Origin of the sequence: Burkholderia sp. BCC1644 (genome assembly GCF_902833225.1) — a bacterium.
GTDB lineage: Bacteria > Pseudomonadota > Gammaproteobacteria > Burkholderiales > Burkholderiaceae > Burkholderia.
This window is the reverse complement of sequence record NZ_CADFEI010000002.1, coordinates 114,293-140,832: the sequence shown is the minus strand read 5'-3', so window position 1 is coordinate 140,832 and position 26,540 is coordinate 114,293. Positions and strand designations below refer to the sequence as shown.

At 67.6% G+C, this 26,540-nt stretch carries 19 protein-coding genes and 1 tRNA gene; 10 read left to right on the top strand and 10 right to left on the bottom strand.

The features are described 5' to 3' along the window. Positions 1-10 precede the first annotated feature (10 nt). A tRNA-Sec gene (locus HWX87_RS03975) sits at positions 11-106 on the top strand. 431 nt (positions 107-537) lie between these two features. On the opposite strand, the gene HWX87_RS03970 is transcribed toward HWX87_RS03975, so the two are convergent. Then, positions 538-723 carry a hypothetical protein gene (locus tag HWX87_RS03970; protein ID WP_176045897.1) on the bottom strand — a complete coding sequence of 62 codons (186 nt, stop codon included), beginning with the start codon at positions 721-723 and terminating at the stop codon, positions 538-540. Positions 724-1,120: 397 nt separating this feature from the next. Here HWX87_RS03970 and HWX87_RS03965 point away from each other — a divergent pair, with 397 nt between their 5' ends. The 5 genes from HWX87_RS03965 (at position 1,121) to HWX87_RS03945 (ending at position 9,245) form a co-directional block, all read left to right on the top strand. Next, positions 1,121-2,122 (top strand): FHA domain-containing protein, encoded by a 1,002-nt coding sequence (locus HWX87_RS03965; RefSeq protein ID WP_176045896.1) that lies wholly within the window; start codon positions 1,121-1,123, stop codon positions 2,120-2,122. Positions 2,123-2,139: 17 nt separating this feature from the next. Then, positions 2,140-6,171: a TOMM system kinase/cyclase fusion protein gene (locus HWX87_RS03960; protein ID WP_176045895.1), complete on the top strand. Its 4,032-nt coding sequence runs from the start codon at positions 2,140-2,142 to the stop codon at positions 6,169-6,171. 33 nt (positions 6,172-6,204) lie between these two features. Beyond that, positions 6,205-6,549 carry a BMA_0021/BMA_0022 family TOMM bacteriocin gene (locus HWX87_RS03955; protein WP_107937988.1) on the top strand — a complete coding sequence of 115 codons (345 nt, stop codon included), beginning with the start codon at positions 6,205-6,207 and terminating at the stop codon, positions 6,547-6,549. A 16-nt stretch (positions 6,550-6,565) separates the two neighbouring features. Then, on the top strand, positions 6,566-6,928 hold the full coding sequence (locus HWX87_RS03950) for a BMA_0021/BMA_0022 family TOMM bacteriocin (protein WP_107937989.1): 363 nt from the start codon (positions 6,566-6,568) through the stop codon (positions 6,926-6,928). A gap of 79 nt (positions 6,929-7,007) precedes the next feature. Beyond that, positions 7,008-9,245, top strand: coding sequence for a TOMM precursor leader peptide-binding protein (locus HWX87_RS03945; RefSeq protein WP_176045894.1), 2,238 nt, complete (start codon positions 7,008-7,010; stop codon positions 9,243-9,245). Positions 9,246-9,389: 144 nt separating this feature from the next. On the opposite strand, the gene HWX87_RS03940 is transcribed toward HWX87_RS03945, so the two are convergent. The 5 genes from HWX87_RS03940 to HWX87_RS03920 are packed head-to-tail and all read right to left on the bottom strand — an operon-like array spanning position 9,390 to position 18,916. Then, positions 9,390-13,010, bottom strand: a complete 3,621-nt coding sequence (locus HWX87_RS03940; protein ID WP_176045893.1) for a hypothetical protein — start codon at positions 13,008-13,010, stop codon at positions 9,390-9,392. Between the two features lie 34 nt (positions 13,011-13,044). Beyond that, positions 13,045-13,923: a hypothetical protein gene (locus HWX87_RS03935; RefSeq protein ID WP_176045892.1), complete on the bottom strand. Its 879-nt coding sequence runs from the start codon at positions 13,921-13,923 to the stop codon at positions 13,045-13,047. Then, the gene (locus HWX87_RS03930; protein WP_176045891.1) at positions 13,920-14,915 is read right to left on the bottom strand and encodes a hypothetical protein; all 996 of its coding nucleotides are present in this window, start codon (positions 14,913-14,915) and stop codon (positions 13,920-13,922) included. Before HWX87_RS03930 ends, HWX87_RS03935 begins: the two co-directional genes overlap by 4 nt. A 28-nt stretch (positions 14,916-14,943) precedes the next feature. After that, positions 14,944-16,599, bottom strand: a complete 1,656-nt coding sequence (locus tag HWX87_RS03925; protein ID WP_176045890.1) for a hypothetical protein — start codon at positions 16,597-16,599, stop codon at positions 14,944-14,946. 31 nt (positions 16,600-16,630) lie between these two features. Beyond that, the gene (locus HWX87_RS03920) at positions 16,631-18,916 is read right to left on the bottom strand and encodes a hypothetical protein (RefSeq protein ID WP_176045889.1); all 2,286 of its coding nucleotides are present in this window, start codon (positions 18,914-18,916) and stop codon (positions 16,631-16,633) included. A gap of 622 nt (positions 18,917-19,538) precedes the next feature. On the opposite strand from HWX87_RS03920, the gene HWX87_RS03915 reads away from it, so the two are divergent. Continuing rightward, the gene (locus HWX87_RS03915; protein WP_176046334.1) at positions 19,539-19,751 is read left to right on the top strand and encodes a hypothetical protein; all 213 of its coding nucleotides are present in this window, start codon (positions 19,539-19,541) and stop codon (positions 19,749-19,751) included. A 60-nt stretch (positions 19,752-19,811) separates the two neighbouring features. Here HWX87_RS03915 and HWX87_RS03910 read toward each other — a convergent pair whose 3' ends face one another. Continuing rightward, complete coding sequence (locus HWX87_RS03910) at positions 19,812-20,237, bottom strand: NUDIX hydrolase (RefSeq protein ID WP_176045888.1); 426 nt, start codon at positions 20,235-20,237, stop codon at positions 19,812-19,814. A 257-nt stretch (positions 20,238-20,494) separates the two neighbouring features. Here HWX87_RS03910 and HWX87_RS03905 point away from each other — a divergent pair, with 257 nt between their 5' ends. Beyond that, on the top strand, positions 20,495-21,202 hold the full coding sequence (locus HWX87_RS03905) for an SDR family oxidoreductase (RefSeq protein ID WP_244137592.1): 708 nt from the start codon (positions 20,495-20,497) through the stop codon (positions 21,200-21,202). A gap of 128 nt (positions 21,203-21,330) precedes the next feature. Here HWX87_RS03905 and HWX87_RS03900 read toward each other — a convergent pair whose 3' ends face one another. Both HWX87_RS03900 and HWX87_RS03895 read right to left on the bottom strand, forming a co-directional pair. Then, positions 21,331-22,719, bottom strand: a complete 1,389-nt coding sequence (locus HWX87_RS03900; RefSeq protein WP_176045886.1) for a nucleobase:cation symporter-2 family protein — start codon at positions 22,717-22,719, stop codon at positions 21,331-21,333. Between the two features lie 126 nt (positions 22,720-22,845). After that, the gene (locus tag HWX87_RS03895; RefSeq protein ID WP_176045885.1) at positions 22,846-23,793 is read right to left on the bottom strand and encodes a LysR family transcriptional regulator; all 948 of its coding nucleotides are present in this window, start codon (positions 23,791-23,793) and stop codon (positions 22,846-22,848) included. Between the two features lie 103 nt (positions 23,794-23,896). On the opposite strand from HWX87_RS03895, the gene HWX87_RS03890 reads away from it, so the two are divergent. Next, on the top strand, positions 23,897-24,634 hold the full coding sequence (locus HWX87_RS03890; protein ID WP_176045884.1) for an SDR family oxidoreductase: 738 nt from the start codon (positions 23,897-23,899) through the stop codon (positions 24,632-24,634). An 8-nt stretch (positions 24,635-24,642) separates the two neighbouring features. On the opposite strand, the gene HWX87_RS03885 is transcribed toward HWX87_RS03890, so the two are convergent. Further along, positions 24,643-25,620, bottom strand: coding sequence for a LysR family transcriptional regulator (locus HWX87_RS03885; RefSeq protein ID WP_176045883.1), 978 nt, complete (start codon positions 25,618-25,620; stop codon positions 24,643-24,645). A gap of 132 nt (positions 25,621-25,752) precedes the next feature. Here HWX87_RS03885 and HWX87_RS03880 point away from each other — a divergent pair, with 132 nt between their 5' ends. Further along, on the top strand, positions 25,753-26,469 hold the full coding sequence (locus tag HWX87_RS03880; protein ID WP_176045882.1) for an SDR family oxidoreductase: 717 nt from the start codon (positions 25,753-25,755) through the stop codon (positions 26,467-26,469). The last annotated feature ends 71 nt before the right edge of the window (positions 26,470-26,540 follow it).

Genomic DNA, 26,540 nt, shown 5'->3' with positions numbered 1-26,540 from the left:
TTTTCCCCACGGAAGGCATTCGTATCCGGTGGTACGGCCGGGCTTCAAACCCGGTTGGGGGTGTCAGACACTCCCGGGTCAGTTCGACTCTGGCTGCCTTCCGCCACTCGGGTTCCCGGCGATTCGACTGGTGCGCGTCGCACGGCGTATCGCGTAGCGCGTCTCACATCGGTCGATGCGGTCATCCCGGGTGCGAGCGTGCCGGCCGCCGTGCCGAGGTCAATTCCCCCGTCGATCCCTTTCGAAGCGATGCCGTGCCGCCTGTCGCGAAGCCGGGCGTCAAGGTGACCTGGCTTCTTCGCGCCTTGATCCGTCCGTCTTGAACCTTCCTCGTTGGTACGTCGCGTTTCGGGCATCAAGCTGCGACGGCAAGACGGGGCAGGCGTCGCTTGCCACGAACGAGGAAAATCCATCCCTCCCGTGGCGGGTCCACAGAATTTTTCCGATTCGTATCCCGAAGTAATGGAGAGGTGAATTGTCGTGGGCCCGGTCTGGAAAGCAGGATTATCTTTCGTGCGCGTTAAATCGATGCCCCGGTTATGCGGCACGGAAAATTATCTGGATCGCATCATCCTGACCGATGACTCCTGCACCAAAACGGCATGCGTTGATAATTGAATAAGTGAAGAATATTGCAATCAAAACGCTGGTGATGATTGTGCGATTTTCGGAAATGATCAAAATGATTTTGATCTCATCGCGATCGGGTTGGTTTTGTGACACGGGGTTTACAAATCCATCTCACGCGTTGTCAGGCCTGGAGCAAAGGGGATGGCAGCTGCCTCATGCCACGCTGTTCGACCCTTAATTTCTCCGGAAATCTGTCGAAAATGTAAGGCGTCACAATCCGAAATCGCGAACTGATTATTCCAGTTGCTGTGCGGGGTTTTATTTGGCAGGATTTTCATCACGTTGCCCGGCCTTAAAAAAACAAAGCGGTCGATAATTCAACTAACGTAAATGACACGTTCCGGATGAGCAGCGGTTTGACGGAAAGATGACAAAAAAAGTGGTGAGGCGGCGAACAGGCGACATCGTTCGCAATTGGTGAATCAATCGCTTGCCCGGCAGCGTCGATGCATCACTCCATCGATCCGGGTGAATCCGACACGGGGCGGTCATGGCGATACTCAAGAACGATTCTTCCGGGGAAGCGTGCCTGCTGCGCGCGTATCACGTGTTCGGCCGCGATGCCGCCCGCTGCGACACGGTCATCCGGGATGCATCGGTGTCGCGGGTCCACGCCCATGTCCGCTGGAGCGGCGGGCTGTGGGAACTGCACGATCACAGCAGCAACGGCACGTCGGTATCGGGCATGCCGTTGCGCGACGGCGAACACGCGGTGCTGCAACCGGGCGACGTGATCCGGTTCGGCCGGGCCGGGATCGCGCCGTGGCGCGTCGATGCGCTCGACGATCCGGCCGATACGCTGTGGCCGATACGCGGCGCCGCGCCGCCGATCGTGCTTGCGCCGCGCCAGATCCTGCCTGCCCGTGCCGCGCAGCCGGTCACGATCGTCCGGTCGGCGGCCGGCGAATGGCTGTGCGACGACACGTTGCCGGCGCGCGCGCTCCATGACGGCGATGAAGTGTCGACCGGCGATTGCACGTGGCGCGTGACGCTCGTGAGCCACGGCTCGACGATGATGCTCGCCGCCCCCGCCGATCCTGCCGTGCCGGCGCAACTGCTCGAATTCTTCGTCAGCCGCAACGAAGAGCACGTGCGCATGCTGCTGCACGTGCGCGGCGGCGTGGTCGATCTCGGCGAACGAGCGCATCACTACAGCCTCGTCACGCTTGCGCGCGCCCGCTCGGCCGACATGCAGGCCGGCTACGACGCCGCCTCGCAAGGCTGGATCGACCTCGGCCGGCTGGCGCACATGCTCGGTATCGATACGTCCCATGTCAACGTGCAGATTCACCGCGCGCGGAGCCAGTTCGCGGCGTTGCCGGGGCTCGACGCAAGCCAGCTCGTCGAGCGGCGGCGCGGCAGCGTCCGCTTCGGCGATATTCCGTTCCGCATCATGCGCGGCGAGCATCTCGAATGCCAGTCCGTGCCGGGCGTCGTGCTGCGGCTCGGCGCGCATCGTCCCGCGACGGGCCCGGTCGTTCATTTGTCGTGAACGCGGGAGAACAGGCCATGTTGCCGACCGTGTCCCGCACGCCCGTCGTGCCGGGAATGCCCGAATCGCGGCAGCCCGTCGCACCTTTCGCCGAGCTTGCCGGCAGGCGGCACTACCGGCTCGGCCCGCTGCTCGGCGAAGGCGGCAACGGCGTGGTGTTTCGCGCGACCTGCGCAGAGACGGGCCAAGCGGTCGCGATCAAGCTGATGCGCGACGATGCCGCGCGGACCGTGGCGCAGCGCGCGCACCAGCGTGCGCGCTTCCGGCGCGAGACGAGCCTGTGCGAAGCGCTGCGGCACCCGAACATCGTGGCGCTGCTGGACCAGGGGGAAGCGCCGGACGGTCGGCTGTTCGCGGTATTCGAGCTGGTGCAGGGCCGGACCGTGCGCGACCGGCTCGCGGCGGAGGGGCCGCTGTCGGCCGTCGACACCGGGCGCCTGATGACGGAAGTGCTCGATGCGCTCGCGGCCGCGCATCGGCGCGGCATCGTGCATCGGGACCTGAAACCGCAGAACATCGTGATCGCGATGGCCGATGACGGGCCGCACGCGAAGCTCCTCGATTTCGGCATCGGCGCATTGCTGCCCGGCGCGGAAGACATCACGCGCGAGACCGCGACGCTGGCGACCGAGGTGCTTGGCTCGCCGTCCTATTGCGCACCCGAGCAATTGCGCAACGAACCGCCGACGCCGAGAAGCGACCTCTATGCATGGGGCCTGGTCGTGATCGAATGCCTGACGGGCGATGTCGTCATGCACGGCACGAGCGTGGCCGACATTCTCTATCAGCAGCTCAGCCCGGTGGATGTCGCGCTCCCGCCGTCGATCGCGTCGCATCCGCTCGGCTCGGTGCTGCGGCGCGCGTTGAACAAGAATCCGGAGCAGCGCGCCGCGTCGGCCGACGAACTGGCGGAGCAGTTCCGCGCGCTGAACTTCGCGGCGCTCGTCGGCCAGTTCGACGCCAGCCGTACGAGCCGTGCAAGCCGGCAGATGCGTCCGCACCCGCTCGCGCCGCGCGGCGATACGATCGCGGCGGCCGGCGAGTACCGGCAGGTCACCACGCTGTGCTGTTGCGTGGCGATTGCCGGGGAGGGCAGGCAACGCCACGCGGGAACCGATCATGGTGACCTGCTCGACGGCTACCAGGAGCAATGGCTGACAAAGTGCGCCGACATCGCCGTCGGTTATGGCGCGCACGCGGGCGGGCGGCTCGGCGACACGCTGCTGTTCCATTTCGGGCTGCAGGGCGACATCGACCGGCCCGCCCGGCGCGCGGCGCGCGCGGCGCTCGACATGGTGCGGGTGGCCGAGCGCGCGCGGTTGCCGGTGCCGGCGGCGGCCGGCGGCATCGGCGCCGGCGACGGCTGGCGCGTCGAAGTGGCCGCCGCGATTCACGTCGGGCAGGTGCTCGCGCACGTATCGCACATGTCGGGCGTATCGACGCCCGCCGCGGCGTCACGATTGCTGAGGCTGGCCGGACCCGGCCAGATCCTGATCAGCGACGATGCGCGGCTCGCGCTCGAACGGCATGCCGACCATCGGCCGACCGCGTTGCGGCTGGCGCGCGCGGGCCTCCTGCCGCAACCGGTGCATGAATTGTTCGGCGAACGGCGCGCCGATACGCCGTTCGATTCGCTCGACACCGGCGTGCGGGCACCGATGGTCGGCCGCGCGCGCGAACTCGACGCGCTGTTGCGCGCCTGGCAGGAGACGCTCGCACGATATCGTCGCGCGATGCGCGGCGAGCCTGCGCCGCACGGCGTGCCGCGGCTCGTCGTCGGCGAAGCGGGAATCGGCAAGTCGCGGCTCGTGCACGAGCTGTGCGAGGCCGTGCGGAGCCAGGGCCACGCGTTCGCGCATTGCGGGTGCCTGCCGGAACGCGAGAATCATGCGCTGTTTCCGATCCTGCGGTTCATCGGCGCGCACTGGCAAATCGACGCCGACAGTCCGGCCGGCGGTGCGCTCGAGGCGATCGAAACGATGATCGCGCCGCTCGAGTGCGATCATGCGGTGGCCCGTGCCGCGCTCGCGACCTGGCTGGGGCTGCCCTGCGACGCGAAGGGGTTCCTGTGGTCGAGCGCACGTGAACGGCACGCGCTGTTCGACGTCCTCGAGCAATTGATCGTGTCGCTCGGCAACGGCGTGCCGTTGCTGCTCGTCGTCGAGGACGTCCAGTGGATCGACCGCTCGACCGAGGATTTTCTCGCGTACCTGCAGCGCTCGCCCCGCGCGGCCGCACTCGCCGTCGTATACACGTCACGCCCCGACAAGCTTGGGCGCTGGCGCGGCGCGACCGAGCGCCTGGTGCTGCGCCGCCTGCCGCGCGACGACGCGCAGTGCCTGATGTCGGCGTACCTGGGGCCGGGCGCGCCGGATCCTGCCTGGCTCGACCAGCTTGCCCGTCGCACGGCGGGCATCCCGTTGTTCATCGAGGCCGTCGCGCGCGAGCTGACGACGAACGGCGCGGACGGTTCGCTCGCGGGGCAGCGGGCCACGGATCCCTTTCCGCTTCCGCTGAGTCTCGGCGGCATGCTCGGTCTCGCGTTCGACCGGATCGACGACGCGCGCGACACCGCGCAGCTCGCCGCGACCATCGGGCTCGAGGTGGATGCGCAACTGCTCGCCGACGCGTCGCCGCACGATCGGGCCACGCTCGACGGACATCTGCGGCTGCTGCTCGAAGAGCGGATCGTGTACGCGCAGCACCGGCGCGATCGTGTGTTCTATGCGTTCCGCCATGCGTTGATCCGCGACGCGGCCTATGAATCGATGCCGCCCGCCGTGCGGCGCGGCAACCATGCGCGTGTCGGCCGCGCGCTGATCGCGGAAGCCGATCGGGGCGCCGGTGCGCACACGTTCGGTGTCGCCGGGCACTTCGCGCGCGCGGGCGCCCTGGCCGATGCGATCGCGCACGGCATCGATGCGGCGCGCCGCGCGCTCGAGGGTGCGCGGTACGACGACGCGATCCGCTACGGGCAAGCCGTATTCGAATGGCTCGGCAACGCCGACTACGCACAGCGCGAACTCGACAGCGCGCGCATCCGCACGACGTTGACGCACGCGACGATGGCACGGTTCGGCTGGGCGGACCCGCAGGTGCGCGAGCATGCGGAGCAGCTGCTGAAGCAGGTGCAGACGCTCGACGACCCGGAGCTCGAGACCAGCGCGCTATGGACCTTGTCGACCTACTACCACGTCGCGGGAGACCGTCCCACCGTGCGCGGGATCGGCTTGCGGCTCGACGCGCTCGCGACCGAGCGCGGCGATGCCGGCGTTCAGGTCGCGGCGGACGCGATGCGCGGCATGAGCCTGTGGGTCGACGGCCACTATGCGCGCGCCCGCGCCGCGTTCGACGCGGTGCTGGCGGGCTACGACGTGCGGCGCGATGCGAACCATCGGCGCATCCTCGGGCTCGATACGCGTGCGTGGACGATGGCGTCGCTTGCGAGCGTGCGCTGGTGCATGGACGACGATCCGCGGGCCGCGCTCGCGATGGCGCATGACGCGGTGTATTGCGCAACCTGCCTCGATCATTTGCCGACGCTCGGCGTCACGATGATGTACCTCGCGCGCACGTACCAGCTCGCGGGCGATCGCGACGCGGCGCTCGCGCTGTCGGAAGCGATTCTGCGCCTGTCGGAGATTCACCGGCTGCGCGCGGTCGGGCACTACGCGGCGATCATTCGCGCGTGGGCGCACGGGGATCGCGCCGGTGTCGTCGAGCATCTCGATGCGCAGCGGCAGTCGGGCGGACTGCTCGGCCTGACCTACTACGCGTCACTGCTGGCGGAGCTGGATGCCGCGCGAGGCGAGCACGGCGCCGCGCTTGCCCGGATCGAGGAATGCCTCGCGTGGTGCGAGTCGACCGGGGAGCGCTATTACGAAGCGCAACTGCTGATGAAGAAATGCGAGTACTTGCGCCTGGCCGATCCGCGATGCGGCGGCGTGGCCGCGCTGGACGCGTGCCGGCGTGCAGTCGAAATTGCAACAACGGCGGGCATGGGCCGCATCGCCAGGCTCGCTGCCGCGCTGTTGCAGTCGTTGCCGTAGGTGGTTCCATCCGTCAATCAGGAGAACAGAGAGATGAGCAAGGATCTTCGATTACCGACGTACGAGCAGTTTCTCGAATACCGCGCAACCGTCATCCGGGCAATCGCGCTGGCGTGGCATTCGCCGGCGTTTCTCGACGAGCTCGAGGCCGACCCGGTCGAGGCGCTGCGCGAGCATTTCGACTATCACTTTCCGTTCCGGCTCGACTTGAAGGTGCAGCCGAAATCGTCCGAGTGGACGCCGACCGTCAATGGCGACTGGACGGCCGGCCGGAGAAACAAGCTCACGCTGTACCTGCCGCCCGCGCCGGCGGACAAGGCGCAATTCGCGCAGGCGCTGGCCGCCTACAACGCGAACCACATCACCATCATGGAATGACCGCGGGGAAACCGACATGGCAAACAACAACGCGAATCCGACGCTCGAATCGATGCTGGAATTCCAGAAGGTCTATCTGCGCGCGATCGCGCTCTCGTGGCGGAACCCGGAATTCAAGGACGAGCTGCTGGAGAGGCCGCTGGAGACGCTCGCGAAATACTTCGGTTACCAGTGCCCGTGGATCGTCGACATCGAGGTCGTCAAGACATCCGGCGATCATGGCTGGAAGAACCACGGTAACGGTGGCGGGAGCTGGCACCTGCCGCGCAACGTGATGACGGTCGGCATACCGGAGCAACCGTTGAACCTGGACGAGGAGGCCGTTGCGCTCGCGGCCTACTGCGACGCCGGGCCGAGTTACCTGTTCACCTGCTGCTGACGCGGCGCGGTCGCGCCTGCACCGTCGCGCGGCCCCGGGGCCGCGCGACGTCCGTTTACCCGCCGCATGGAACCCCACGATGCTCGATGACCTTTCGCGCGTGTTGCGCTTCAAACCGCATTTGCTCGTGCTCGATGCCGGGCCCGAGACCCTGTTCGTCGTCGATGAATTCAAGCGCGTGATGCTGTCCGGCGCGATCTTCGTGCAGATCGCGGCGTGCCTGCGGGCGCGGATGACAATCGCGGAAATCGTGACGGCGCTTGCCGGTGCGTTCGGCGAATGGGACGTGCTCGCGCGTCTCGATCAACTGGTGCGTCGCGGGTACGTGCGCGCGGATCTGCCGCACGACGACGATACGGCGCGCGGCTTCTTCGAACGTGCCGGGCTCGATGGCGACGCGGCCTGCGCGCACGTCGCGCAATTGCGTGTCGCGATCGAGCGGTTCGGCGCCGACGATACGGCGCTCAGGCGCGCGCTCGACGCGGCCGGCATCGACGTCGTGACGGAGGCCGGGCTGACCGTCGCGATCGCCGATACGCACGATCGCGACGATCTCGCCGCGTGCGCCGCCCGCGTCGCGGCGCGCGGCGGGGCGTTGCTCGTCGTGACGACGGGCGGCGTGCAGACGCTGATCGGGCCGTTGCTGGCCGGCGGCGACGCGCTCGCCGACGCGCCGTGCATCGAATGCGTGCGCTACTGGATTCGCATCAACCGGCCGGTCGAAGCACTGCTTGCGCGCCATCACGGCAGCGACGCGGTGCGTCTGCCGCAGGCTGCGTCGCGTGCCTCGGCCGCGGCGGCGGCGGCGCTCGTGGCGGCGACGGTCGAGCAGGTCGCGGTCAACCCTGCGGCGTCGGATCGGGCGCAGACCCATATCCTTGCGCAGCGCATCGACACGCTGGCCGCCGAGCGACACCGCGTGCTGAAGCGTCCGCAATGCCCGTGCTGCGGCAATCCCGAATGGATGCGCGAACAGGCGGCGCGCGCGCCGCGTCTCGCCGCTCACGAACCGCTGGCGCGTGCCGACGGCGGCTACCGCACCGCCGATGCGCAACAGGTGTTCGCACGTCATGCCCATCTCGTCTCGCCGGTCAGCGGCGCGATCGCTTACCTGCACCCGATGCCGAAGCGGCATGCGGGTCTGCGCAAGGTCTATGCGTCGGGCTTTCTCGTGTGCCCGGCGGCCGTACCGGGCAGCAACCGCTTCGACAGGATCTGCTCCGGCAAGGGCCGCACCGACGATCAGGCCCGCGCGAGCGCGCTGTGCGAGGCGCTCGAGCGATTCAGCAGCGTGTATCAGGGGGACGAGGCGGCGCTTGCGGGAAGCATCGACAGCCTGCTCGCCGATCCCGCATGCGACGCCGCCCCGATCCACGTGAACGACCTCCAGCAGTTCAGCGAACGGCAATTCGACGCGCGCGAGGCGATCAACACGTTGACCGGCGATGTTCGAAAACAGGTGCCGCCGCGCTTCACGACGCGCGACGTCATCGACTGGACGCCGGCCTGGTCGCTCGTGACCGGCCGGCGCCACCTCGTGCCGCTGAGCTACTGCTATGCGGAAACGCCGGACAGCGCGCGGGCGCCTGCCGCCTGCGTGCACAACCCCAACGGCTGCGCGGCGGGATCGAGCGTCGACGAGGCGATCCTGCAAGGCATGCTCGAATTGATCGAGCGCGATGCGGTCGCGATCTGGTGGTACAACCGGATCGCGCGCCCCGGTATCGAACTGTCGAGTTTCGACGATCCGTATTTCGATGCGCTCGTACGCGAATACGCGACGTTCGGATGGCGTTTGTGGGCGCTCGACATCACTACCGACCTCGGCGTGCCGACCGTGGCCGCGCTGGCGGAAAATCCGCAGGACGGGCGCTTCTCGATCGGCTTCGGCTGCCATCCGGACGGCGCCATCGCCGTGCAGCGGGCGCTGACCGAAGTCAACCAGTTGCTCGATGTCGCCGCGGATGCCCCGCACCCGTGGGATCGCGACAAGCTGGCGGACACCGGATTCCTGTATCCGGCCGCCGATCTGCCCCGCACGACCCGCTCGACGTGGCAACCGGTCGGCGCCGCGTCGCTGCCGGCTGCGATCGCGCAGGGTGTCGGACGCATCGCGGCGGCCGGCATGGACGTGCTCGTCGTCGACAAGACGCGGCCCGACCTCGGCCTGTCCGTCGTGCAGGTGATCGCGCCGGGGTTGTGCCATTTCTGGCCGCGCTTCGGCGCACAACGGCTCTATTCGGTTCCCGTTCGACTAGGGTGGCGTGAGCAGCCGCGCCGCGAGACGGAGTTGAACGAGGCGCTGCTGTTTCTCTGACGCGTCGATCGCCGCGGCAGGACGGCTGCAGGACGGCCGGGCACCGCATCGACCGCAGCCGCGTGGCAGCCTCGGCCGGCTTGGCCGAGTGCTGCCGCGCGCTGCTGCCGCAATGCCGGCGCGTGCCGCGACGACCGACCGGCGTTACGCCAGCGCCTGGGCGGGCAGGCGCTTCGCGACGGCCTCGTCGGACTTCAGCGACGCGGCCAGATGCAGCGCGGTCGTCGTCATGCCGCCCAGGCTGACGATCACGAGCAGCGCGAGAAGCGAGATGCCCTCGGTCGCGGTGACCACCGCCTTGACGCCGAGGAAGCGGAACACCTGGCCGGTGATCGTGTCGACGAACGCCTCCGCCGCCTCGACGCCGTCCAGCTCCTCGCCGCTCTTCACGGCCCACACGATCGTCAGGGCCAGCCGCGCGCAGCCCCACAGGTTGACCGTGACCTGATCCACTTCCGCAGGGATCTTGTATTTCTTGCCGGCGATCTTGAGCGCCGCGGCCCGGCCATATCCGACGACGGTGTTCAACAGCCACAGCAGGTTGTTGAGCCCCTTGCCGTCATTGCACGAGAAGCCGCCCGCATCGCTCGCGATCATCCACGGCACGCTGAAGAAGGCGGAGCCGAAGCCCATGAACAGCGAGCCGGTGCTGATCGCCTCGACCTCGACCTCCTCGGTCTGCAGCGCGATCTCGATGGTGTCGAGAATCGTCGCGGCAAAGATGCAGACCGATGCCGATACGCCGAAGAAGATCGCGATGGCCGATTTCTGCTCGGCGCTGACCATCAGCGAAACGTCGGACTTCGGCGCGATCCCGCTTTGCTCGGCGAGCCACTGCGCGGTGAACGACGACTTGAAGCGGGTGACGCTCGCGGCGTCGGGGAACGGCGCTTCATGCTTCACCAGCTTGTACAGCAACGTGGCGGGGATGGCGACGACGTACGAGAACAGGTCGCGCACCTTGAAGCTCAGCGACGAGCCGGTGATCAGCTTGTAAAGCTGCGACACGAACGGGATTTCCCACTCCGTGTCGAACAAGTCCTTGACCGCGCCGATCACGTCGGCGACCAGGTCGAGAATCGTCAGGACCAGGCCCTTGGCCGCGCTCAGCGCAAACTGGGTGACGGCTTCCATCACCTTGACCGTGCCGGCGAACAGCAGGTCGAGCACGCGATCGGGCGTGCGGCCGATCTGCTCGAAGTAGGTGGCGGCGTCGTGGAACGCGTTCTTGCCCTGGCCGAACTCGAAGTTGTCGGCGACTTCCTTCAGTTTTTCGCACAGGCCCTGGAGCGGGTCGGCGGCGAGGGCCGGCGCGTCGCCCCGGGCCAGCACGCGCGTCGATTTGTAGTTGTCCGAAAACGCGTTGAGCAGCACGTTGTGGCTGGTCGACTCGCCGATGCGCGGGTCGGGGCGATCGACGTCGTCCGCGTACTGGCCGATCCCGAGCTTCGGGTCGAGTTGCGCGAGGAACGTGTTGACGGCCTTGTCGATCTCCGTCTGCAGGTGGTCGAAGCCAGCCGCCACCTGGCCTTTCACGGCATCGACCGCCAGCAGCAGATAGTCGAAGGTCGCGTCGAACGTATGGCGGGTCGCCTCCGCCGAGCGCTTGATGTCGCCCCATGCGAAGAAGAACGCCAGCCACTCGTACAGTTCCTTGAAGAACACCTTGAGCTTGTTCCAGATGCCCTCGACGATGTCGAACGCCTGCTGGAACAGTTTGATGGTCTTGTCGATCAGGTACGTGACGCCATCGATGAGGAAATTGAAGACGACCTTGATCTCGTTGACGAGGCGCGTGACGGGATCGACGATGGTCGTCACGACGAATTCCTTCAGGCCGTCGACGATGCGGCCGACGCCGTTCTTGATCGCGTTCCAGATGTCGCCCCAGTCGATGCCGAGGAAGCCGGCGTTCGCCAGGGTTTCATCGCCGGACGACGCGAGCGCGCGGGAACGCAGCAGGTAGGCGCCGGCCTGGTCGGCGCTCAGGTCGTCGTAGCGCACGCCGGTATCGGTGAACGACACCCGCCAGTGCTGGGCCGGCACGTCTTCCGGCACGAGCGCGAACGGATCGGCCGTGCCGCGCGTCGTATGCCGCAGCCCGACGAGCGAGCGGTTGGCGCCGAGGTAGCGCAGGCTCCGGGCCGCCGCATTCGCCGGCATGCCGAACGACATCGACTGGCGCATGATCTTCGCCACGTTCTCGGCGTTTTCGCGGGTCCGGAGATCGCCGGCCAGCAGGTAGGCGCCGGAGGCGGTCTTCGCGTTCCAGACGGCATCGGTGTCGACCGCGTGCATCTTCTCCTGCAGCGCGCCGTTCGGCTCCACGGTGACGCCTTCGCCCGGCTGCATGAACTGCGTGCGGACGTGGTAGCTGGGGCTCGCGAGGCTGTTGGTGAAGCGCTCGATCACCACCTTGCCGCCGCCGCCCGACAGCACCGGGATCGTGTAGTCCGGGTTGGCCTGGTAGTACAGGCCGTTGATGCGCAGCGGCACCATCGACGCGGCATCGATTTGCACCCGGGCGTTGACGGCGAGCTGCCCGGCGTCGTCCAGCACCGTGATCTCGGTGGCATGGGTCGGCACCGACGTCATCTCGCCCGAGCCCTGCAGGCGGATTTCCTCGTTGGTCCACTGGGTCGTCTTCGGGTCCTGCCAGAAGCGATACAGCTTGCTGTCCGACGACACGGAATACGCTTCCGAGTAACCGGCGGCGTTGCGGCCGACGGTGAATTTCGTGTTGGGCACCGGGTTGCCGAGTTCGAACAGGCTCGACCAGCTCACCTTGTTGAGCCCGCTGCTGATCTGCCGCGTATGGTAGAGCCGCTGATCCTTGCCGATCGCGAAGACTTCGAGCAGGCCGCCCGCGTTGATCACGGCCCGCAGGCCCGTGACCGGGGCCGCGTTGCTGACCAGCACCCAGTCGTCGAACTGGATGCCCGACGTGCTGTACTTCTTCTCGCGCTTTTGCCAGATGCCGAAGTCGGTATCGACGATGAAGATGTTCAGGCGTTTCTCCTGGTCGCTCACGACGGCGAGGTCGATCGCCTTCTTGTAGCCGAGCGTCGTGAAGTAGGAGAAGCGGAAGTCGCTCTGCGCGAACAGCACGGCGTTGTCCGGGCCGATGGCGAACAGCGACTGCTGCACCGGATCGTTCGCGCACATCGCGATGCGCTTGACCGTGGCGTTGTCCGGGCTGTCCTGGCTCTTGCGGACCGGTACCCACTCGGTCGATCCCCAGGTCCCGTCCGGCCTCAGGTAGCTGCTGCCGACTTCGTCGTTGTCGAGCACGACGTTGACGTAGACGTTGCCGAAATTCCGGGTCGACAGCATCTGCTTGAGCGGGCGTTTCGCGCCGGCGGGCTGGCAGTCGGCCTGCGCGTAGCGGCCGTCCTTCCATTGACTCAGCGTCAGCTTGCCGTTGGCGGCGATGCCGAGGAGGTTGGGGTTGTCGTAATCGCTGCTGCGCGCGAGGTACGGGCTGATCTGGCTCGCGGTGACGCCCAGGTCGGCTTCGGTCCAGCCGGTGTCCGACTGGTTGTCCGCGCGGATCCGGTAGACCTTCTGCGCGGTGCCGGACGAATAGATATCGAGGCGCCCGGCGGAATTGAGGAACGTCGAGATGTCGCTCGCGCCGGTGACCGGGCGGATGATCTCGTAGCTTTCCATCAGACGGGTGCTGACCTGCAGGCCCGATTTCGGATCGGGTGCGTTGCCGTAGAGCGAAGCGGACAGCGACGGCGGGACGGTATGGACGCCAGGCATGGGATCTCTCCAGTGAAAGGGTGGGTGGTGACGGCTAGGGCGTGCCGCGCGTGAGCGTGCGCGCCGTTTGCAACAGGGGCGCTGTCCAGAGCCAGCGCAGGTCGGTGGACGAGAAGACCGTGGCTTGCGCGCCGGCGTGGGGGGCGAGCATCCCGGCCAGCTGCGCGGCCGCGTGCGCAAAGCCGGCGACCCCGTGCCGCGCGCCGCGGCGCAGCGCGTGCACCAGTTCCCACAGGTCGGGGTAAAAGGCGGTCAGCCGTGCGCGATGCGCGGGGTTCGCCGCGACGAACGCGATGGCGTCCAGCACGGTGTCGCGCGCCGCCCGGCAGGCGGCGTGGCCGGCGCCGCCGAGCGCGGTCAGCGCCGTCGCGACGTTCGCGTTCACGCATGCATCCACCGGATTGGGGACCGCACGGCGGTCGAGCCAGGTCCGGCATGCCCCCTGCGCCACCCACGGATCGACGGACTCCGGGCGGTAGTGCAGCCGCCACGGATGCAGCGCACGGTCCAGCGCGTCGACGGCCTGGGCCGCGGTGCGTCGCCCGAAGTGGACGAGCAGCGTCAGCGCGAGCGCGGTGTCGTCGGCGTCCGCGGGCAGGTCGGCGCCGAGCCAGGACGGCATCCGGCCGGGCGGGTAGAAATGGAACGCGCCCGGGCAGGTGGCCGATGCGCAGCTTTCGATGAAGTCGAGGCCGCGGGCGATCGCGCGATCGGCCGTCCCGGCCGGCAGGCGCGACAGCGCGTCGAGGACCAAAGCCGTGACGAAGGCGTTCTCGTCCGTGTAGCGCCGGTCGCCGACGGTCACGCGCGACGGGAACGCCCCGCTTACCGCCTGGGCGTCGAGGAGCGCATCGAGCGCGTCGAGCGCATCGACCGGTGCGCCGGTCGCGCGGGCGGGCAGCGCGGCGCTCATGACGATGTCTCGGGATGGTCCGGCGTCAGTCCGATGGCCACGGTCGCCGGCTGGTCCGACGCCACGACGATGCCGAACATCCCGTGCCGGGTCACGAAGCCGCTCGCACCCGCAAGCGGTTCGCTGAGCGCGCGATAGAAGTGCGTGTCCCATCCGCGGGAGCCGGCGACGCGCAGTACCGTTTCGCGGATGCGTCCGTCGCCGCCGAACAGGTCGTTGGCGACCGCATACAGCGTGAACGTCGACGCGCCATCCGGGCCGGCGCCGATGCTGACGCCGAAGTCGGCCGCCGGCAGCGCGGCCTCGATCGCGCTGCAGCAGGCATCCTGCAGCAGGCCGAGCACTTCGTCGGCGCGGTGCTCGAGTCGCGCCGCCGCCATCAGCAGCGGCACGTCCGCGCGGAACAGGCGGCGCGTGCGGAGGTAGAGCTCGGCCCGCCGGCCCGCGGGTTGCCAGCCGGCCATGACGGGCCACGCGCCGCGCCGGACGATGCCCGACAGGTCGCCGAGATGGCGGGCGCCCCAGGCCAGCGCGTGTTCGGCGCCGCGCTCGGGCACCTCCGCGTAGAGCTTGAAGCGGGGCTTGCCGTCGCCGTGCCGGCCGCCGATCCATGCGCCGTAGGCGAGCGCCGCGTTGTCCTGGAACGACGCGAGCGCCGCGAGGTCCGCGGGTTCGATCGACTCGTCCGACAGCGCGGCGATGGCGGCGCCCGCGCGGCTCAAGCGGCGCGCGGGCGGAATGTCGGGGCCGGCGGGCTCGACGGTGTAGCGCAGTTCCGGGCGGCCGAACGCGATGGAGATTTCCACCGGAAAACCGCTGCGCCCCAGTTTGCTGTCGTTCCAGGCGGTGGGTTCCGCCGGCGAACGGTCGCGCAGCAGGTGACGCAACGCGGTGTCCGGCGCGGGCGCCGCGGGCTGGCATGCGGGCGTCCCGTGCGAGGACGCCAGCGCCAGCGCGCGCTGCACTGCCGGGTGGAGTTCGGCCATGGGCATGGTGGGCGTCCGTGCGTGAAGGCCGCGGTCAGGAGACGGTCGGCGGCAGCGACAGACGCGGGTTGTCGCTGGACGTCGGCGCCTTGTGCTGCGGCGACGAGCCGTCGGCCGGATAGTAGGTCGCCGACCACCGGAACGACGGGCCGTAGGTGCCCGACGGCGGCAGGTAGGCCCACCACGCATCGGCGCTGTTGCGGTCGAAGGAGACGGTTTGCTCGTTTCCCCGTTCCGCATCGCTGCCGGTCCACAAGGTCGCTTCCACGCGGGCGTAGCGCTCCCAGGAGACGGACTGGGCCGATACCTGGACCGTCGCGAGCGCGATCTCCGGCCCCGCGGGCGTCATCTCGAACGGCGATCGGGTCGGCACGATCGGCTTCGGCCTGCCGCCGCCGTCGGGCGTTGCCGTCCCCGCGAAACTCAGCACGACCCGCTCGGGGTCGACCGCGGCGACGCGCGTTTCCCAGGTCGGCGCGCTCGGAGTGAGGTTGATCTGCGGCAGGCCGGTCTGGAGCTGCCAGCCGGATCCCAGTTCGAGCGTCTGGACCGACGTGAGCCGCATCGCGCTGTAGAGCGGCGGCGTGGTCAGCATGCCCGGTGCAAAGATGCGCACGAGCCGCGTGCTGAGCGGATAGGGCACCTCGAAGCGGCCCTGGGGCACCGCTTCGCCCTCGAGGTTCGTCGATCCGCTGGACAGCACGTAGGTCAGGCCGGCCACCAGCGGCCGCGCGCGATCGTAGTCCTGGCCGGGGCGCAGCAGGACCGACCGCTGCGCGCGGGACAGCTGGGCGGTCTTGGGCTGGTTGTCGTAATGCCAGGTCAGCGTCACCGTCTCGACCACGTCGAAGTCGATTTCGTCGCTGGCCAGCAGGATCCGGCCGAAATCGCCGAGCACGATCGCCCGCGCGCCGTCGCTCGCGCGGGCCGGCGCGGTCCACGCAGGCGTGCCGTCGGTATAGGTGACCGTCCAGTCGTAGACGAACCACGCCTGTCCCGGCGGCGCGAACGGCAGCGAAAGCGTCACGCTCGGGTGCGTCTTGCCGAGTTCTGCAGTCCTGACCACGCCGTCGTAGCCGGTCACGCGCAATGCGACGGCGGCCACCGCGAACGCGTCGACCTCGCCGGCGTCGATCGAGAAGCGGACGTCGGCCGGCGGCGCGGGAATGACGGCGACGCCCTGCGTGGCCACACCCGCGCCGGATCGCTTGGTGCCGTCCATCATCGCGTAGTCGGCGGTCCATTCGACGATGCCCGGGCTGGGCAGCGCGAAGTACCACGCATACGGCCGCTCGCGGGAGAAGGTGTGGGACTGCCCGCCGGCGGTGACCAGTACCGACGACACGGCGGCCCAGTCGAGTGCGTCGAGCAGCGCCACGACGGAGACGGGCTCGGCGGCGCCGCCGATCGTGGCCTCGGTGCCGACGAAGGCGACCGGGGCGCGCGCGACCTGTTCGCTGGCCTCGAAATCGAGCACCGAGGCGTAGAACGCCTGCCCCGTGTCGGCCGCGGCGACGTCGATCTGCCACGTGCGCTGTCGCGTGTCGGCGTCGAGGACGAGCGTCGATTGCTGGTAGGCGCCGTGCACCGGATCCTTGAACTCGAGCAGCAGCGTGGCCCGCCGGGGGGCGGGAGGCGATGCCGGGGCGGATTCGGTCGCCAGCTTGACGGTGTAGGTGAGGGTTGTCATGGTCGCGCGCCTGGATTGGTCGGAGGGGCGATCAGACCAGGTCGGTCTCGTCGGCCTTGTCGGTCTCGTCGAGGTCGCGGGTCGCGACGTCGCTTGCCGGCAGCCTGACCGAATGGACCGGCTGCTTCCCGCCCTTGGCGTCGTGGGGCAGCACCAGCGTATTGTTCTCGTAATTGCCCTGCGGGCCCTCGACGCCGCGGTTGGTCCCGGTTTCGAAGTAGGTTGTCGCGTAGTGGAATTCCGTCGACGCATCGACTTCACGCGCGAACGTGTAGTAGTAGGGCGACGGCAAGATCGTGGTGCCGTTCGACAGGGTCGTGGGCTTGAAGATGCACGAGTCGATGTCGGTCTTGCCCGACTTCGACACACGATACATCTGGACTTCGACCTGGACGTACGCCTTCCAGTCGACCAGCGACGGATCGAAGGTCACCGTGAAGGGCAGCTGGACCGGGAACACGTCCAGTGCGAACGACGGCGTGTTGCCGTAGCGCACCTTGCGGACCGCCACGGATTTGCGCGTGTTGTTCTCGTCGCGGTAATAGACCGTGCCGTCGACCTGGACGGTCGAGGTGCTGCGCTTGACGGCCTGGTATTCCCACGTGTCGGTGTAGTAGTCCTCGATCCTCAGTTCGTGGAACTTGTGCGTCTGGTGATCCGGGCTGTCCGGCTGGTCGGTGTAGTCGGTCGTCAGCATGACGCCGGTGATCGCCGGCAGCGCGATACTGCCCCCCGGGATCGTGTCGTTCATGACGGTGACCGTGAAGTCGGCCGGGCCGATCATGCTGTAGACGGTCAGGGTCTGGCTGTTCACCACCGGGTACACCGACTGCGGCTGGTTGACGATGACGTCGCCGTTCGTCAGCACGTAGGTGACCGCGTAGCTGTAGTTCGCGCCGCTCGGCTGATAGCTGTGGCTGCGGAACTGCACGGCCTGCACGTTCTTGGTGATCTTGCGTTGATCGACGAACAGCTTGGAGTCGGCGGTCGGCAGGTACGTGAAGTCGATCAGCACGAAGTCGACGGTGTTGCCCGGCTTTTCCGATGCGAATGGAATGTTCGAGCAGATGAACTCGGCTTGCTGGTAGCCGAGGTTGGTGTTGGAGATCTGGAGCTGATCGCTGCTGCTCTTGAATTTCGGCGACGTGAAGGCATCGCCGTTTTCGGGCTCGACCTGGTACCAGTACGTGTATTCCGAGACGAACTGCTTGTCCGGGCCGAAGAAGCCATTGGATTCGTAATGCCAGATATTGGCCGTGCCGACGGTGAATGCGTTGGATTCCGGCTGACCCTTGCCCGGATAGTCGATGGTCACGGTGACCTTCCTGATGCCCGCGGTCTTCAGGTCGGCCGACATCGTCACGCCTACATCCAGCGTGCGGTTGTCGACCGTCTTGTCCAGCCGGCTCCAGACGGTCTTGTCGAAGGTCGGCAGGAAGCCCTGCGGCATGATCGTCCAGTCGATCACCTCGTTTTCCTGATAGATGCGCTGGAACGAGCCGATGGAGTTGATGCTGAAATCGTCGGCCGCACTTGCGCCGAGGCGGCGCGCGACATCGTCGGCGGCGGCCTGGACCAGCCCCTCGAGCGTCGTGAACGCCCAGTCGTGGACGCGTTGCCGGAACTCGTCGGACGGCTGGACCTTCCACTCGAGGTCGACCTTGCCGGAATCGGACTTCTGCATGTATTCGCGGATCGTGGTCCGCCGGCCGGTCTCGCTGCCCCAGACGTTGCGGTCGATGTGGACGGTCTTCTGGTAACTGGCGGCGATCGAGCAGTCGTAGGTCACGGTGGCCTTGACGGCCGGCAACTGGCTCAGCGTCGTGGCGACGTACTGGATCGACCAGGTCGACAGGCCGACGCCCGAGTCGAAGATGTCGCGAATCGCCTTGACGTCGGCGGCGGTCTTCAGGTCGATGATGAACGTCGCCGCGTTGCTGCCGAAATTGGACGGCGTGACGTTGAGCTGCGTATCGGGCGTCCCGGACGGGAGTGTCAGCGTCAGGAAGGCCTGGGCGTCGTTCCACACGAACTGACCGAACTCGATACCCTGGCCCAGGACGTTCTTCACGGCCTGGTAGGCCTCCTGGTCGATCACGAGCTCGGCCGTGAACGTCACCGTGCCGGCCGAGCCGCTGTTCGTCCTGAACTCGGTCAACGAGAACGCCGGGAGCGTGATGCCGTCGACGGTCTGGGTGGCCAGCTGGGGTTTCGGCACGATGTACCAGAGATTCGAATTCGAGTAATCGCGATAGACGGTGACGCTCTTCTTGTCGTTGTCGTACTTGATGACTCGGGAGTCCTGAATATTGATCATTTCCATCTCCAGTTGAGAACGTGTGGTGTTTCATGTCGAGTCCGACGGGGATTCCGCGCGGTGTCGCCCGAATCCCGCCCTGGACCGGTAGCCCGGTCAAAGTGCCGGTTTGCCGAACTGCGCTACGCCGGACATGCGCCGGTTTGAGGTGAAACGCTCGCGGATCCTTCGGGGCGCTCGGCCTTCCCGTATCGGCGCGCCGAATGTACAGGTGGAAATTAGGCAGTTTGGGGGGGCGGTGCAATTACACGTGATTACACCTGGCGCAGTGGCGTGAAATCGATCGGCGCCCGGGTGCGGGACGCGGGCCGGAGGCGGCGGTCGCCTGGCTTGCGCCGGGGGCCGGGCGCCGCGAGCGATGCATGTTCCGGTCGTCGTGACGCGACCGGATACGGATCGGAAGGTCGCCAGGCGCGGTGGCCGGGCGGCGTGCGGATCGTTCGTCGAATCCGGGGCTGAACGGGGCACGATTTTCCCGGTCGGGCGGTCGTGACCGGTAAAACTTGATCGGTAAATGCCCGAGGACGCAGTGAATTATTTTCCGGCTATAGTGAAAACACTGGCGGTAGACGCGGTGCTGTTTGCCGGCACCGACCAGGTCATGACTGTAGACGGGTGCTGTATGAAAAATAAAATCGACAGGTCCACCGGACCGATCTGGGGCGTGGCAGCAGGATTGCTTCTCGCTGGTGCGGGATTGAGTCTCGGCGTTTTCCCGGCGTTGCTGCACAGCTCGGGAAGCGCCAACGAGTTCATGGCGTCCGGCGCCGCAATGCTCGGCATCTTCCTCGTCGTTTATTCCACGCGCGAATTGCGAAGACAGCGCACGCACTGAGCGTTCGCGCGCCGCTGATCCACGCAGATCGACGCGAGCCGGTGACGGCTCGTGCGTGCGCTACGCCTTGCGGATTTCGTGGTTGTAGACGAGTTCGACGATTCGCTTCGTCGGAATACTCGCGCGCAACCCGTCGACACTGTCGATCGGAAACCACTTGCATTTCTCGATCTCGTTGTTCGCTTGCGGCGTCTGGTCCGGACCGACTTCCGCAAAGAACACGTGATGGACCTTTGCGAGCCCGGTGAACTGCATCGAGTACGTCAGATCCTGGCCGGTCATGCCGGTTTCTTCGCACAACTCGCGATGCGCGGCTTCGAGCGGCATTTCCCCGCGCTTGATCGTGCCGCCGGGAAGGGCCCAGCGCGACGCCGCGCGCGCGACGAGCAACACCTGCTCATCGCGATAGCAGACGACGGTCGCGCGTTCCTTGACCGGGACGGCGCTGGTTTCGGGGGCTGTGTCGGGGGCGAGGATTTGGGGCATTTCGTGATTCTAACCAGCACAAATCGATCGGCCAAGGCGGCCTGACCGGGTTTGACGTTTGATCGCCACCGGACGGAACGCCCTTGCGATGTCGAGGGCCATGCCGCGCCGCTCGCCGCGACACGTTACGATCGCCGGACTGTCCGCACGCGGTTCTTCCATGAGTACGCCTCGCACGGAAGCCGACGCGGAGCCATCCAGCGCGAGCGCCGGAAGCACGGTTCGCGACGACCATCGGGAAACCCGCCATGAAGATCATGATTATCGGCGCCAGCAGAGGGCTGGGCCGAGCACTTGCCGAAGGCGTGTGCGGTGCCGGCGACACCGTCATCGGCGTATCGCGCCTGCGTCCGGATGCGCTGGCGTTGCCGCCAGGCGTCGAGCTGCAATGGATCGAAGCCGACATGGCCTCGCCTGCCGAAGCTGCCGCGCACATTGCGCAAGCCGCGCCGGCCACGTTCGACGTGCTGATCTGCAACGTGGGGATCTGGGAGACGGCGGCCTTCACGGACGGCTATGCATTCCTGGACGAGCCGGACGATGCGATCGTCAGTCTGGTGAACGTCAACCTCACGGCCACGCTGCTGCTGCTCAAGCGTCTGGTGCCGCGCTTGCTGCAATCGGCCAAACCGCAGGTCATCCTGACTGGTTCCACGTCCGCGCTTCGGCAGAGCGGGCGGCCGGAGGTCGCGTTCGGCGCGTCGAAGTTCGCGCTGAACGGCGTGGCCGATGCGTTGCGCGAGGGATTCAGAAGCAGCCGGCTGGCTGTCACGTGCCTGCAGCTCGGCAACCTGAATACCGACGATGCATTGTCGGTTCCGCTCGAGGAGGCCGCGGCGCGCGGCGAGGGCGGGCTGGTGCCGGTTCACGACGTGGTGGCCGTGGTGCGTACGTTGCTGCGGTTGTCCGATGCCGCGTTCGTGCGCGAACTGGTGATGCCGGCGATAGCGGACGAGCGGTTCTGAGCGTGACGCGGGGTGGGGAGCGTGCGCAGCCGGTGCGGTGACCGGCTTCGGCTGCAGGCACCGGGAGCCCGGCGCCGTTCGGCGCGACGAGCGGCGCGGCCTCTAAGGCGCGCCGCGTCGTCATGCGATTACTTCTTTTCCGGCAGGAACCAGTTCATCACGAGCGCGCAGATGCCGCCCGTGGCCACGCCCGATTCCAGCACGTTCTTCAGGGCGTGCGGCAGGCTGTTGAGGATGTCCGGCACCTGCGACACGCCGAGGCCGAGCGCCAGCGATACCGCGATGATCAGCAGCGCGCGACGGTCGAGCTGGACGCCCGCGAGGATGTTGATGCCCGACGCGGCGACCGCGCCGAACATCACCATGGCCGCACCGCCGAGCACGGGCTCCGGCACGGCCTGCAGCACGCCGGCGACGACCGGGAACAGGCCGAGCACCACGAGCATCCCCGCGATCCAGATGCCGACGTAGCGGCTCGCGACGCCGGTGATCTGGATCACGCCGTTGTTCTGTGCGAACACCGAGCTCGGGAACGTGTTGAACACGCCGGCCAGCAGCGAGTTTGCGCCGTTGACGAGCACGCCGCCCTTGATGCGTTGCATCCACACCGGCCCTTCGACCGGCTCGTTCGAGATCTTGCTGGTGGCCGTGACGTCGCCGATCGCCTCGAGCGACGTGACGAGGTAGATGATCAGCATCGGCACGAACAGCGACCACGAGAAGCCGATGCCGAAGTGCAGCGGTGTCGGCACCTGGAACAGCGCGGCCTGATGCATGCCGGTGAAGTCGAGGCGGCCGAGGAACGCGGCCGCGAGGTAGCCGATCACGAGCGCGATGACGAGCGCGGTGCTGCGCACCCAGACGACCGGCACGCGGTTCAGCAGGATGATCGTGCCGAGCACGAGCCCCGACAGCGTGAGGTTCTCCGCGCTCGCGAACGTGCCCTTGGCCATCGCGCCGTAGCCGCCGCCCATGCTGATGAGGCCGACCTTGATCAGCGTGAGGCCGATCAGCAGCACGACGATGCCGGTGACGAGCGGCGTGATCAGGCGCTTCACGAACGGCAGGATGCGCGACACGCCCATCTCGACGAACGACCCGGCGATCACGACGCCGAAGATCGCGGCCATCACGGTCTCGACCGGCGTGCCTTGCTTGACCATCAGGCTGCCGCCGGCGATCAGCGGGCCGACGAAGTTGAAGCTGGTGCCCTGGACGATCAGCAGGCCGGCACCCAGCGGGCCGAAGCGCTTGCACTGGACGAAGGTGGCGATGCCGGAAATCACCAGCGACATCGACACGATCAGGGTCGTATCGCGGCTGGACACGCCGAGCGCCTGGCAGATCAGCAGGCCGGGCGTGACGATCGGCACGATGATCGCCAGCAGGTGCTGCAGCGCGGCGACGAAGGCGACCATCGGCGCCGGCCGGTCGTTCGGGCCGTAGACGAGGTCGCGGGCCGATGCTGCGGCGTCGGCGCCGTGGGCGGCGGGTTGGGCGGAGGAGGCGGGTTGCATGGCGAGCGGGCCGGACAAGGTGGAAAGTGCGGCATTTTAGCCGAAGGGCCCGCCGGCGCCGCCGTCGCGCGCCGCAATAGCGGGGATTCGGTCGGTCGGGAAAAAGGGATGGATCGATGCCGGCGGTCAGCGGGTTGGCCGCGTGGTTATCGCGGATGGCGTCGCGGTCGCGCGGAACCCGGGCAGTTCGGGAATGCGTTGCGTCATGAATTGCAGGAACGTGCGGGTCCTGAGCGGCAGATGGCGGCGCGACGCGTAGACGAGATGCAGCGCGTGCGGCGGCACCATGTCCCACTTCGGCAGCAGCCGGACGAGCTGTCCGCCGTCGATCAGGTCCTGGACGAGCCACGCCGGCGCGCTGCCGACCGCTTGCCCGGCCAGGAAGCACTCCCGCAACGCGATCGAGCTGTTGACGCGATACCGGCCGTGTACCGGAACGGTGACCGTTTCGTCGCCGCGGGCAAATTGCAGTTCGCTCCCGATGATGTCCGTGCGGGCGTACCCGACATACGCGTGCTTCGCGAGGTCTTCCGGGCGGCGGAGTGCCGGCGCCTGCGCGACATACCCGGGCGTGGCCACCAGCAGGCGCGGCGACGATGCGATGTGGCGCGCGACGGCATCGGGCGGCAGGACGTGGCCGAGGCGAATCGCGACGTCGACACCTTCCTCGACCAGATCGATCACGCGATCGGTCAGGTGCAGTTCGACGTCGATTTCCGGCCACGCGGCGAGGAATTCGAGCACGAGCGCATTCAGCCTCAGCTCGCCGAGCCCGAGCGGCGCATTGACGACCAGCTTGCCGGCCGGGCGCAGCGTTTGCCCACGCACCTCGGCCACCGCGCTTTCGTATTCATCGAGCACGCGCTTGCAGCGGTCGTAGAACCGGCGGCCTTCGTCGGTCGGCGCGAGGCTCGTCGTCGAGCGTTCGAGTAGGCGCACGCCCAGCTCCTGTTCGAACGCGGCGACGATCTTGCTGATCGTCGGCTGGCCGGTGCCTTCCTCGCGCGCGACCGCCGAGAAATTACCCAGCTCGATCGCGCGGACGAACACGCGCATGGAGCGCAATGCATCCATCTCATTCCTTTATGGCATGAACCTTATGCAAGTCTCCCACGTTCCGGTGCAATCGAGAATGACCTAACGTTCGCGAACCTTCAATCCTTGATGAGGAGTCGACATGAACGAGGCAACGCAATTTTCGACACTGGACGGCGCGCACGTCGTGATTTTCGGCGGGAGCTCGGGAATCGGTCTTTCGGCTGCGAACGCCGCGAAGGCGCGGGGCGCCAGCGTCACGCTGGTCGGGCGGACCCGCGCAAGGCTCGAAGCCGCTGCGCAAGCGATCGGCGGCGCAGGCATCGCCGTGGCCGACATCGCGGACCGGCACGCGGTGCAGGCCGTATTCGACGCGATGACGCGCGTGGATCACCTGGTCGTCACGGCCGGCCAGTTCATTGCAGGCAAGCTGAACGAGACCGATCCCGATCATCTGCTTGCCGCGCTGCACGAGCGCATCGCCGGGCCGGTGTATGCGATCCGGGGCGCGCTGCCGCTGCTGCCCGCGACCGGCTCGATCGTGCTGACCGGCGGGCAACTGTCGGATCGGCCGGCCGCGCATGGCACGTCCGTCATTGCCGCCGCCGTGCGCGGCGTCGAGGCGCTGGCGCAGTCACTCGCACTGGAGCTGAAGCCGATTCGCGTGAACGTCGTCGCGCCCGGTTTCGTCGAGACGCCGCTTTACGACACGTTCGGTCCGGAAGCGCGCGACGCGATCCTCGCGGGGGCCGCATCGGCGTTGCCGGGCGGGCGCGTCGGCCGCGCGGACGAAGTGGGCGAGGCGATCGCGTTCCTGCTGGGCAATGGTTTCATGAACGGCGAAATCCTGCACGTCGACGGCGGCGGCCGGCTGGTCTGAGCCGCGCGTCAGCCGGCCTTGCGTGTGCCGGTGCCGCGTGCCGTTGCACGCGGCGGGCGGGAATCCGGATACGCACGCTGGCAGACCGCAATGACCGCGTCGCGCAGACGGCGATGCACCGGGTCGCCGTGCATGCGCGGATGCCATAGTGCGGACACGAGGATCGCGGGCAGGCGAACCGGGATGTCGAAGCTGCACAGCCCGAGGGCTTCGGTGAGCCCGGGCGAGAAAGCGTTGCCGAGGCTCGAGCGCGGCACCAGCGCGATCAGGTCGGTGCTGGCGGCAACGCGCATCGCGTCGGGGTAGCCGGGGACCACGACATGCACGGGCTGGCCCGAGCCGGGTCGATCGGTCGAATCATCGGCCGGCCCGCTGAAATCGCCGAGCTGGGCCGAGATGACGTGACGGCAGGCTGCGTAGCGTGCCGGCGTGATCCTGGCCGACGCGAACAGCGGGTGCCCCGCGCGTGCCACCGCGACGTGCCAGTCGTGAAAGAGCATGCGCGTGTGCAGTTCCGGCGCGTCGTCGCCGCGCTTGCCGATTTCCAGGTCGACCGTGCCGTCGCGCAGTGCTTGCGGATCGCGGTCGGGCTTCGGTACGAAGCGGATACGCACGTGCGGCGCGACTTCGCCGAGCGCGGCGACCACCGGGCCGGACAGCATTTCCATGAATGATGCGGCCGCCCGAATGGTGAACGTCGCTGCGAGCGTCGCCATGTCGACGTCGGCCGTCGCCGGCCGCAGCACGGCGCGTGCGTCGCTTGCGATCGCATGCACGCGATCGCGCAACGCGGCCGCGTGCGGCGTCGGCACGAGCTTGCGCCCGGCGCGTACGAGCAGTTGATCGCCCGTGGCGCTCCGCAGCCGCGTGAGCGTACGGCTCATCGCGGACGTGCTCAGGCCGAGCCGGCGCGCGGCGCCGGTCACGCTGTTTTCCGACAGCAACGCATCGAGCGCCGTGACGAGGTTCAGGTCGATGTCTTCCATGAGGGCAGGATACGCTTTTGCGCGACTGACATGGCGTTGAGTGCAACTATGGATTGCATCGGGTGCGTCTGGCGCCTGCCGTGATGGATGCCTATAGTGGGCCCATCACGCAACCCGGCAAAGGCTGACACCATGCAATCGACTGAATCGAATCGAAACGCACCCACGATCCTGCTCGTCGCGGCCTCGCGCGGCCTTGGGCTCGCGATGGCGGAGACTTTCCTGGCAAAGGGCTGGAATGTGACGGGTACCGTGCGCGAAGGATCGGGCCGCACGAAGCTGCACGACCTCGCGAGCCGGTACGACGGCCGGCTCGACATCGAGACGCTCGACATCTGCGAGCCGGCGCAACTGGCCGCGTTGCGCGAGCGACTGTCGGGCAGGCGCTTCGACATGCTGTTCGTGAATGCCGGGACGACCAACGATCCGAATGAAACGATCGGCGAAGTGACGACCGACGAATTCGTGCGCGTGATGATCACGAATGCACTGGCGCCGATGCGCGTGATCGAGACGCTGCAGGATCTCGTGACCGCGGACGGCCTGATCGGCGCGATGTCGTCGGGGCAGGGCAGCGTCGCGAACAACGTCAGCGGGATGCGCGAGGTGTATCGCGGCAGCAAGGCCGCGCTGAACCAGTTCATGCGCAGCTTCGCGGCGCGTCAGGCCGATACGCGTCGTGCGCTGGCGCTGATGGCGCCCGGCTGGGTTCGCACCGAGCTCGGCGGGCCCGATGCGCGCCTGACCATCGACGAGAGTGTGCCGGGCCTCGTCGACGTGCTGCTCGCGAAGCGGACGCGGCCAGGGCTCGAATACCTCGACTATCTGGGGCGGACCGTGCCGTGGTAAACGCGTGGTCCGCGGTGCGTCGCCCGCTTGCGAACGACGTTGCGGACACAACTATCGAGCGGCGCGATGAT

Excerpts from the sequence above, each read along its gene's own strand:
- HWX87_RS03885 (WP_176045883.1), bottom strand. The coding sequence starts at position 25,620 with ATGGAAGACATCGACCTGAACCTCGTCACGGCGCTCGATGCGTTGCTG.
- HWX87_RS03900 (WP_176045886.1), bottom strand. The coding sequence starts at position 22,719 with ATGCAACCCGCCTCCTCCGCCCAACCCGCCGCCCACGGCGCCGACGCC.
- HWX87_RS03895 (WP_176045885.1), bottom strand. The coding sequence starts at position 23,793 with ATGGATGCATTGCGCTCCATGCGCGTGTTCGTCCGCGCGATCGAGCTG.
- HWX87_RS03880 (WP_176045882.1), top strand. The coding sequence starts at position 25,753 with ATGCAATCGACTGAATCGAATCGAAACGCACCCACGATCCTGCTCGTC.
- HWX87_RS03920 (WP_176045889.1), bottom strand. The coding sequence starts at position 18,916 with ATGATCAATATTCAGGACTCCCGAGTCATCAAGTACGACAACGACAAG.
- HWX87_RS03960 (WP_176045895.1), top strand. The coding sequence starts at position 2,140 with ATGTTGCCGACCGTGTCCCGCACGCCCGTCGTGCCGGGAATGCCCGAA.
- HWX87_RS03890 (WP_176045884.1), top strand. The coding sequence starts at position 23,897 with ATGAACGAGGCAACGCAATTTTCGACACTGGACGGCGCGCACGTCGTG.
- HWX87_RS03945 (WP_176045894.1), top strand. The coding sequence starts at position 7,008 with ATGCTCGATGACCTTTCGCGCGTGTTGCGCTTCAAACCGCATTTGCTC.
- HWX87_RS03940 (WP_176045893.1), bottom strand. The coding sequence starts at position 13,010 with ATGCCTGGCGTCCATACCGTCCCGCCGTCGCTGTCCGCTTCGCTCTAC.
- HWX87_RS03955 (WP_107937988.1), top strand. The coding sequence starts at position 6,205 with ATGAGCAAGGATCTTCGATTACCGACGTACGAGCAGTTTCTCGAATAC.
- HWX87_RS03910 (WP_176045888.1), bottom strand. The coding sequence starts at position 20,237 with ATGCCCCAAATCCTCGCCCCCGACACAGCCCCCGAAACCAGCGCCGTC.
- HWX87_RS03965 (WP_176045896.1), top strand. The coding sequence starts at position 1,121 with ATGGCGATACTCAAGAACGATTCTTCCGGGGAAGCGTGCCTGCTGCGC.
- HWX87_RS03925 (WP_176045890.1), bottom strand. The coding sequence starts at position 16,599 with ATGACAACCCTCACCTACACCGTCAAGCTGGCGACCGAATCCGCCCCG.
- HWX87_RS03915 (WP_176046334.1), top strand. The coding sequence starts at position 19,539 with ATGAAAAATAAAATCGACAGGTCCACCGGACCGATCTGGGGCGTGGCA.
- HWX87_RS03935 (WP_176045892.1), bottom strand. The coding sequence starts at position 13,923 with ATGAGCGCCGCGCTGCCCGCCCGCGCGACCGGCGCACCGGTCGATGCG.
- HWX87_RS03950 (WP_107937989.1), top strand. The coding sequence starts at position 6,566 with ATGGCAAACAACAACGCGAATCCGACGCTCGAATCGATGCTGGAATTC.
- HWX87_RS03930 (WP_176045891.1), bottom strand. The coding sequence starts at position 14,915 with ATGCCCATGGCCGAACTCCACCCGGCAGTGCAGCGCGCGCTGGCGCTG.
- HWX87_RS03905 (WP_244137592.1), top strand. The coding sequence starts at position 20,495 with ATGATTATCGGCGCCAGCAGAGGGCTGGGCCGAGCACTTGCCGAAGGC.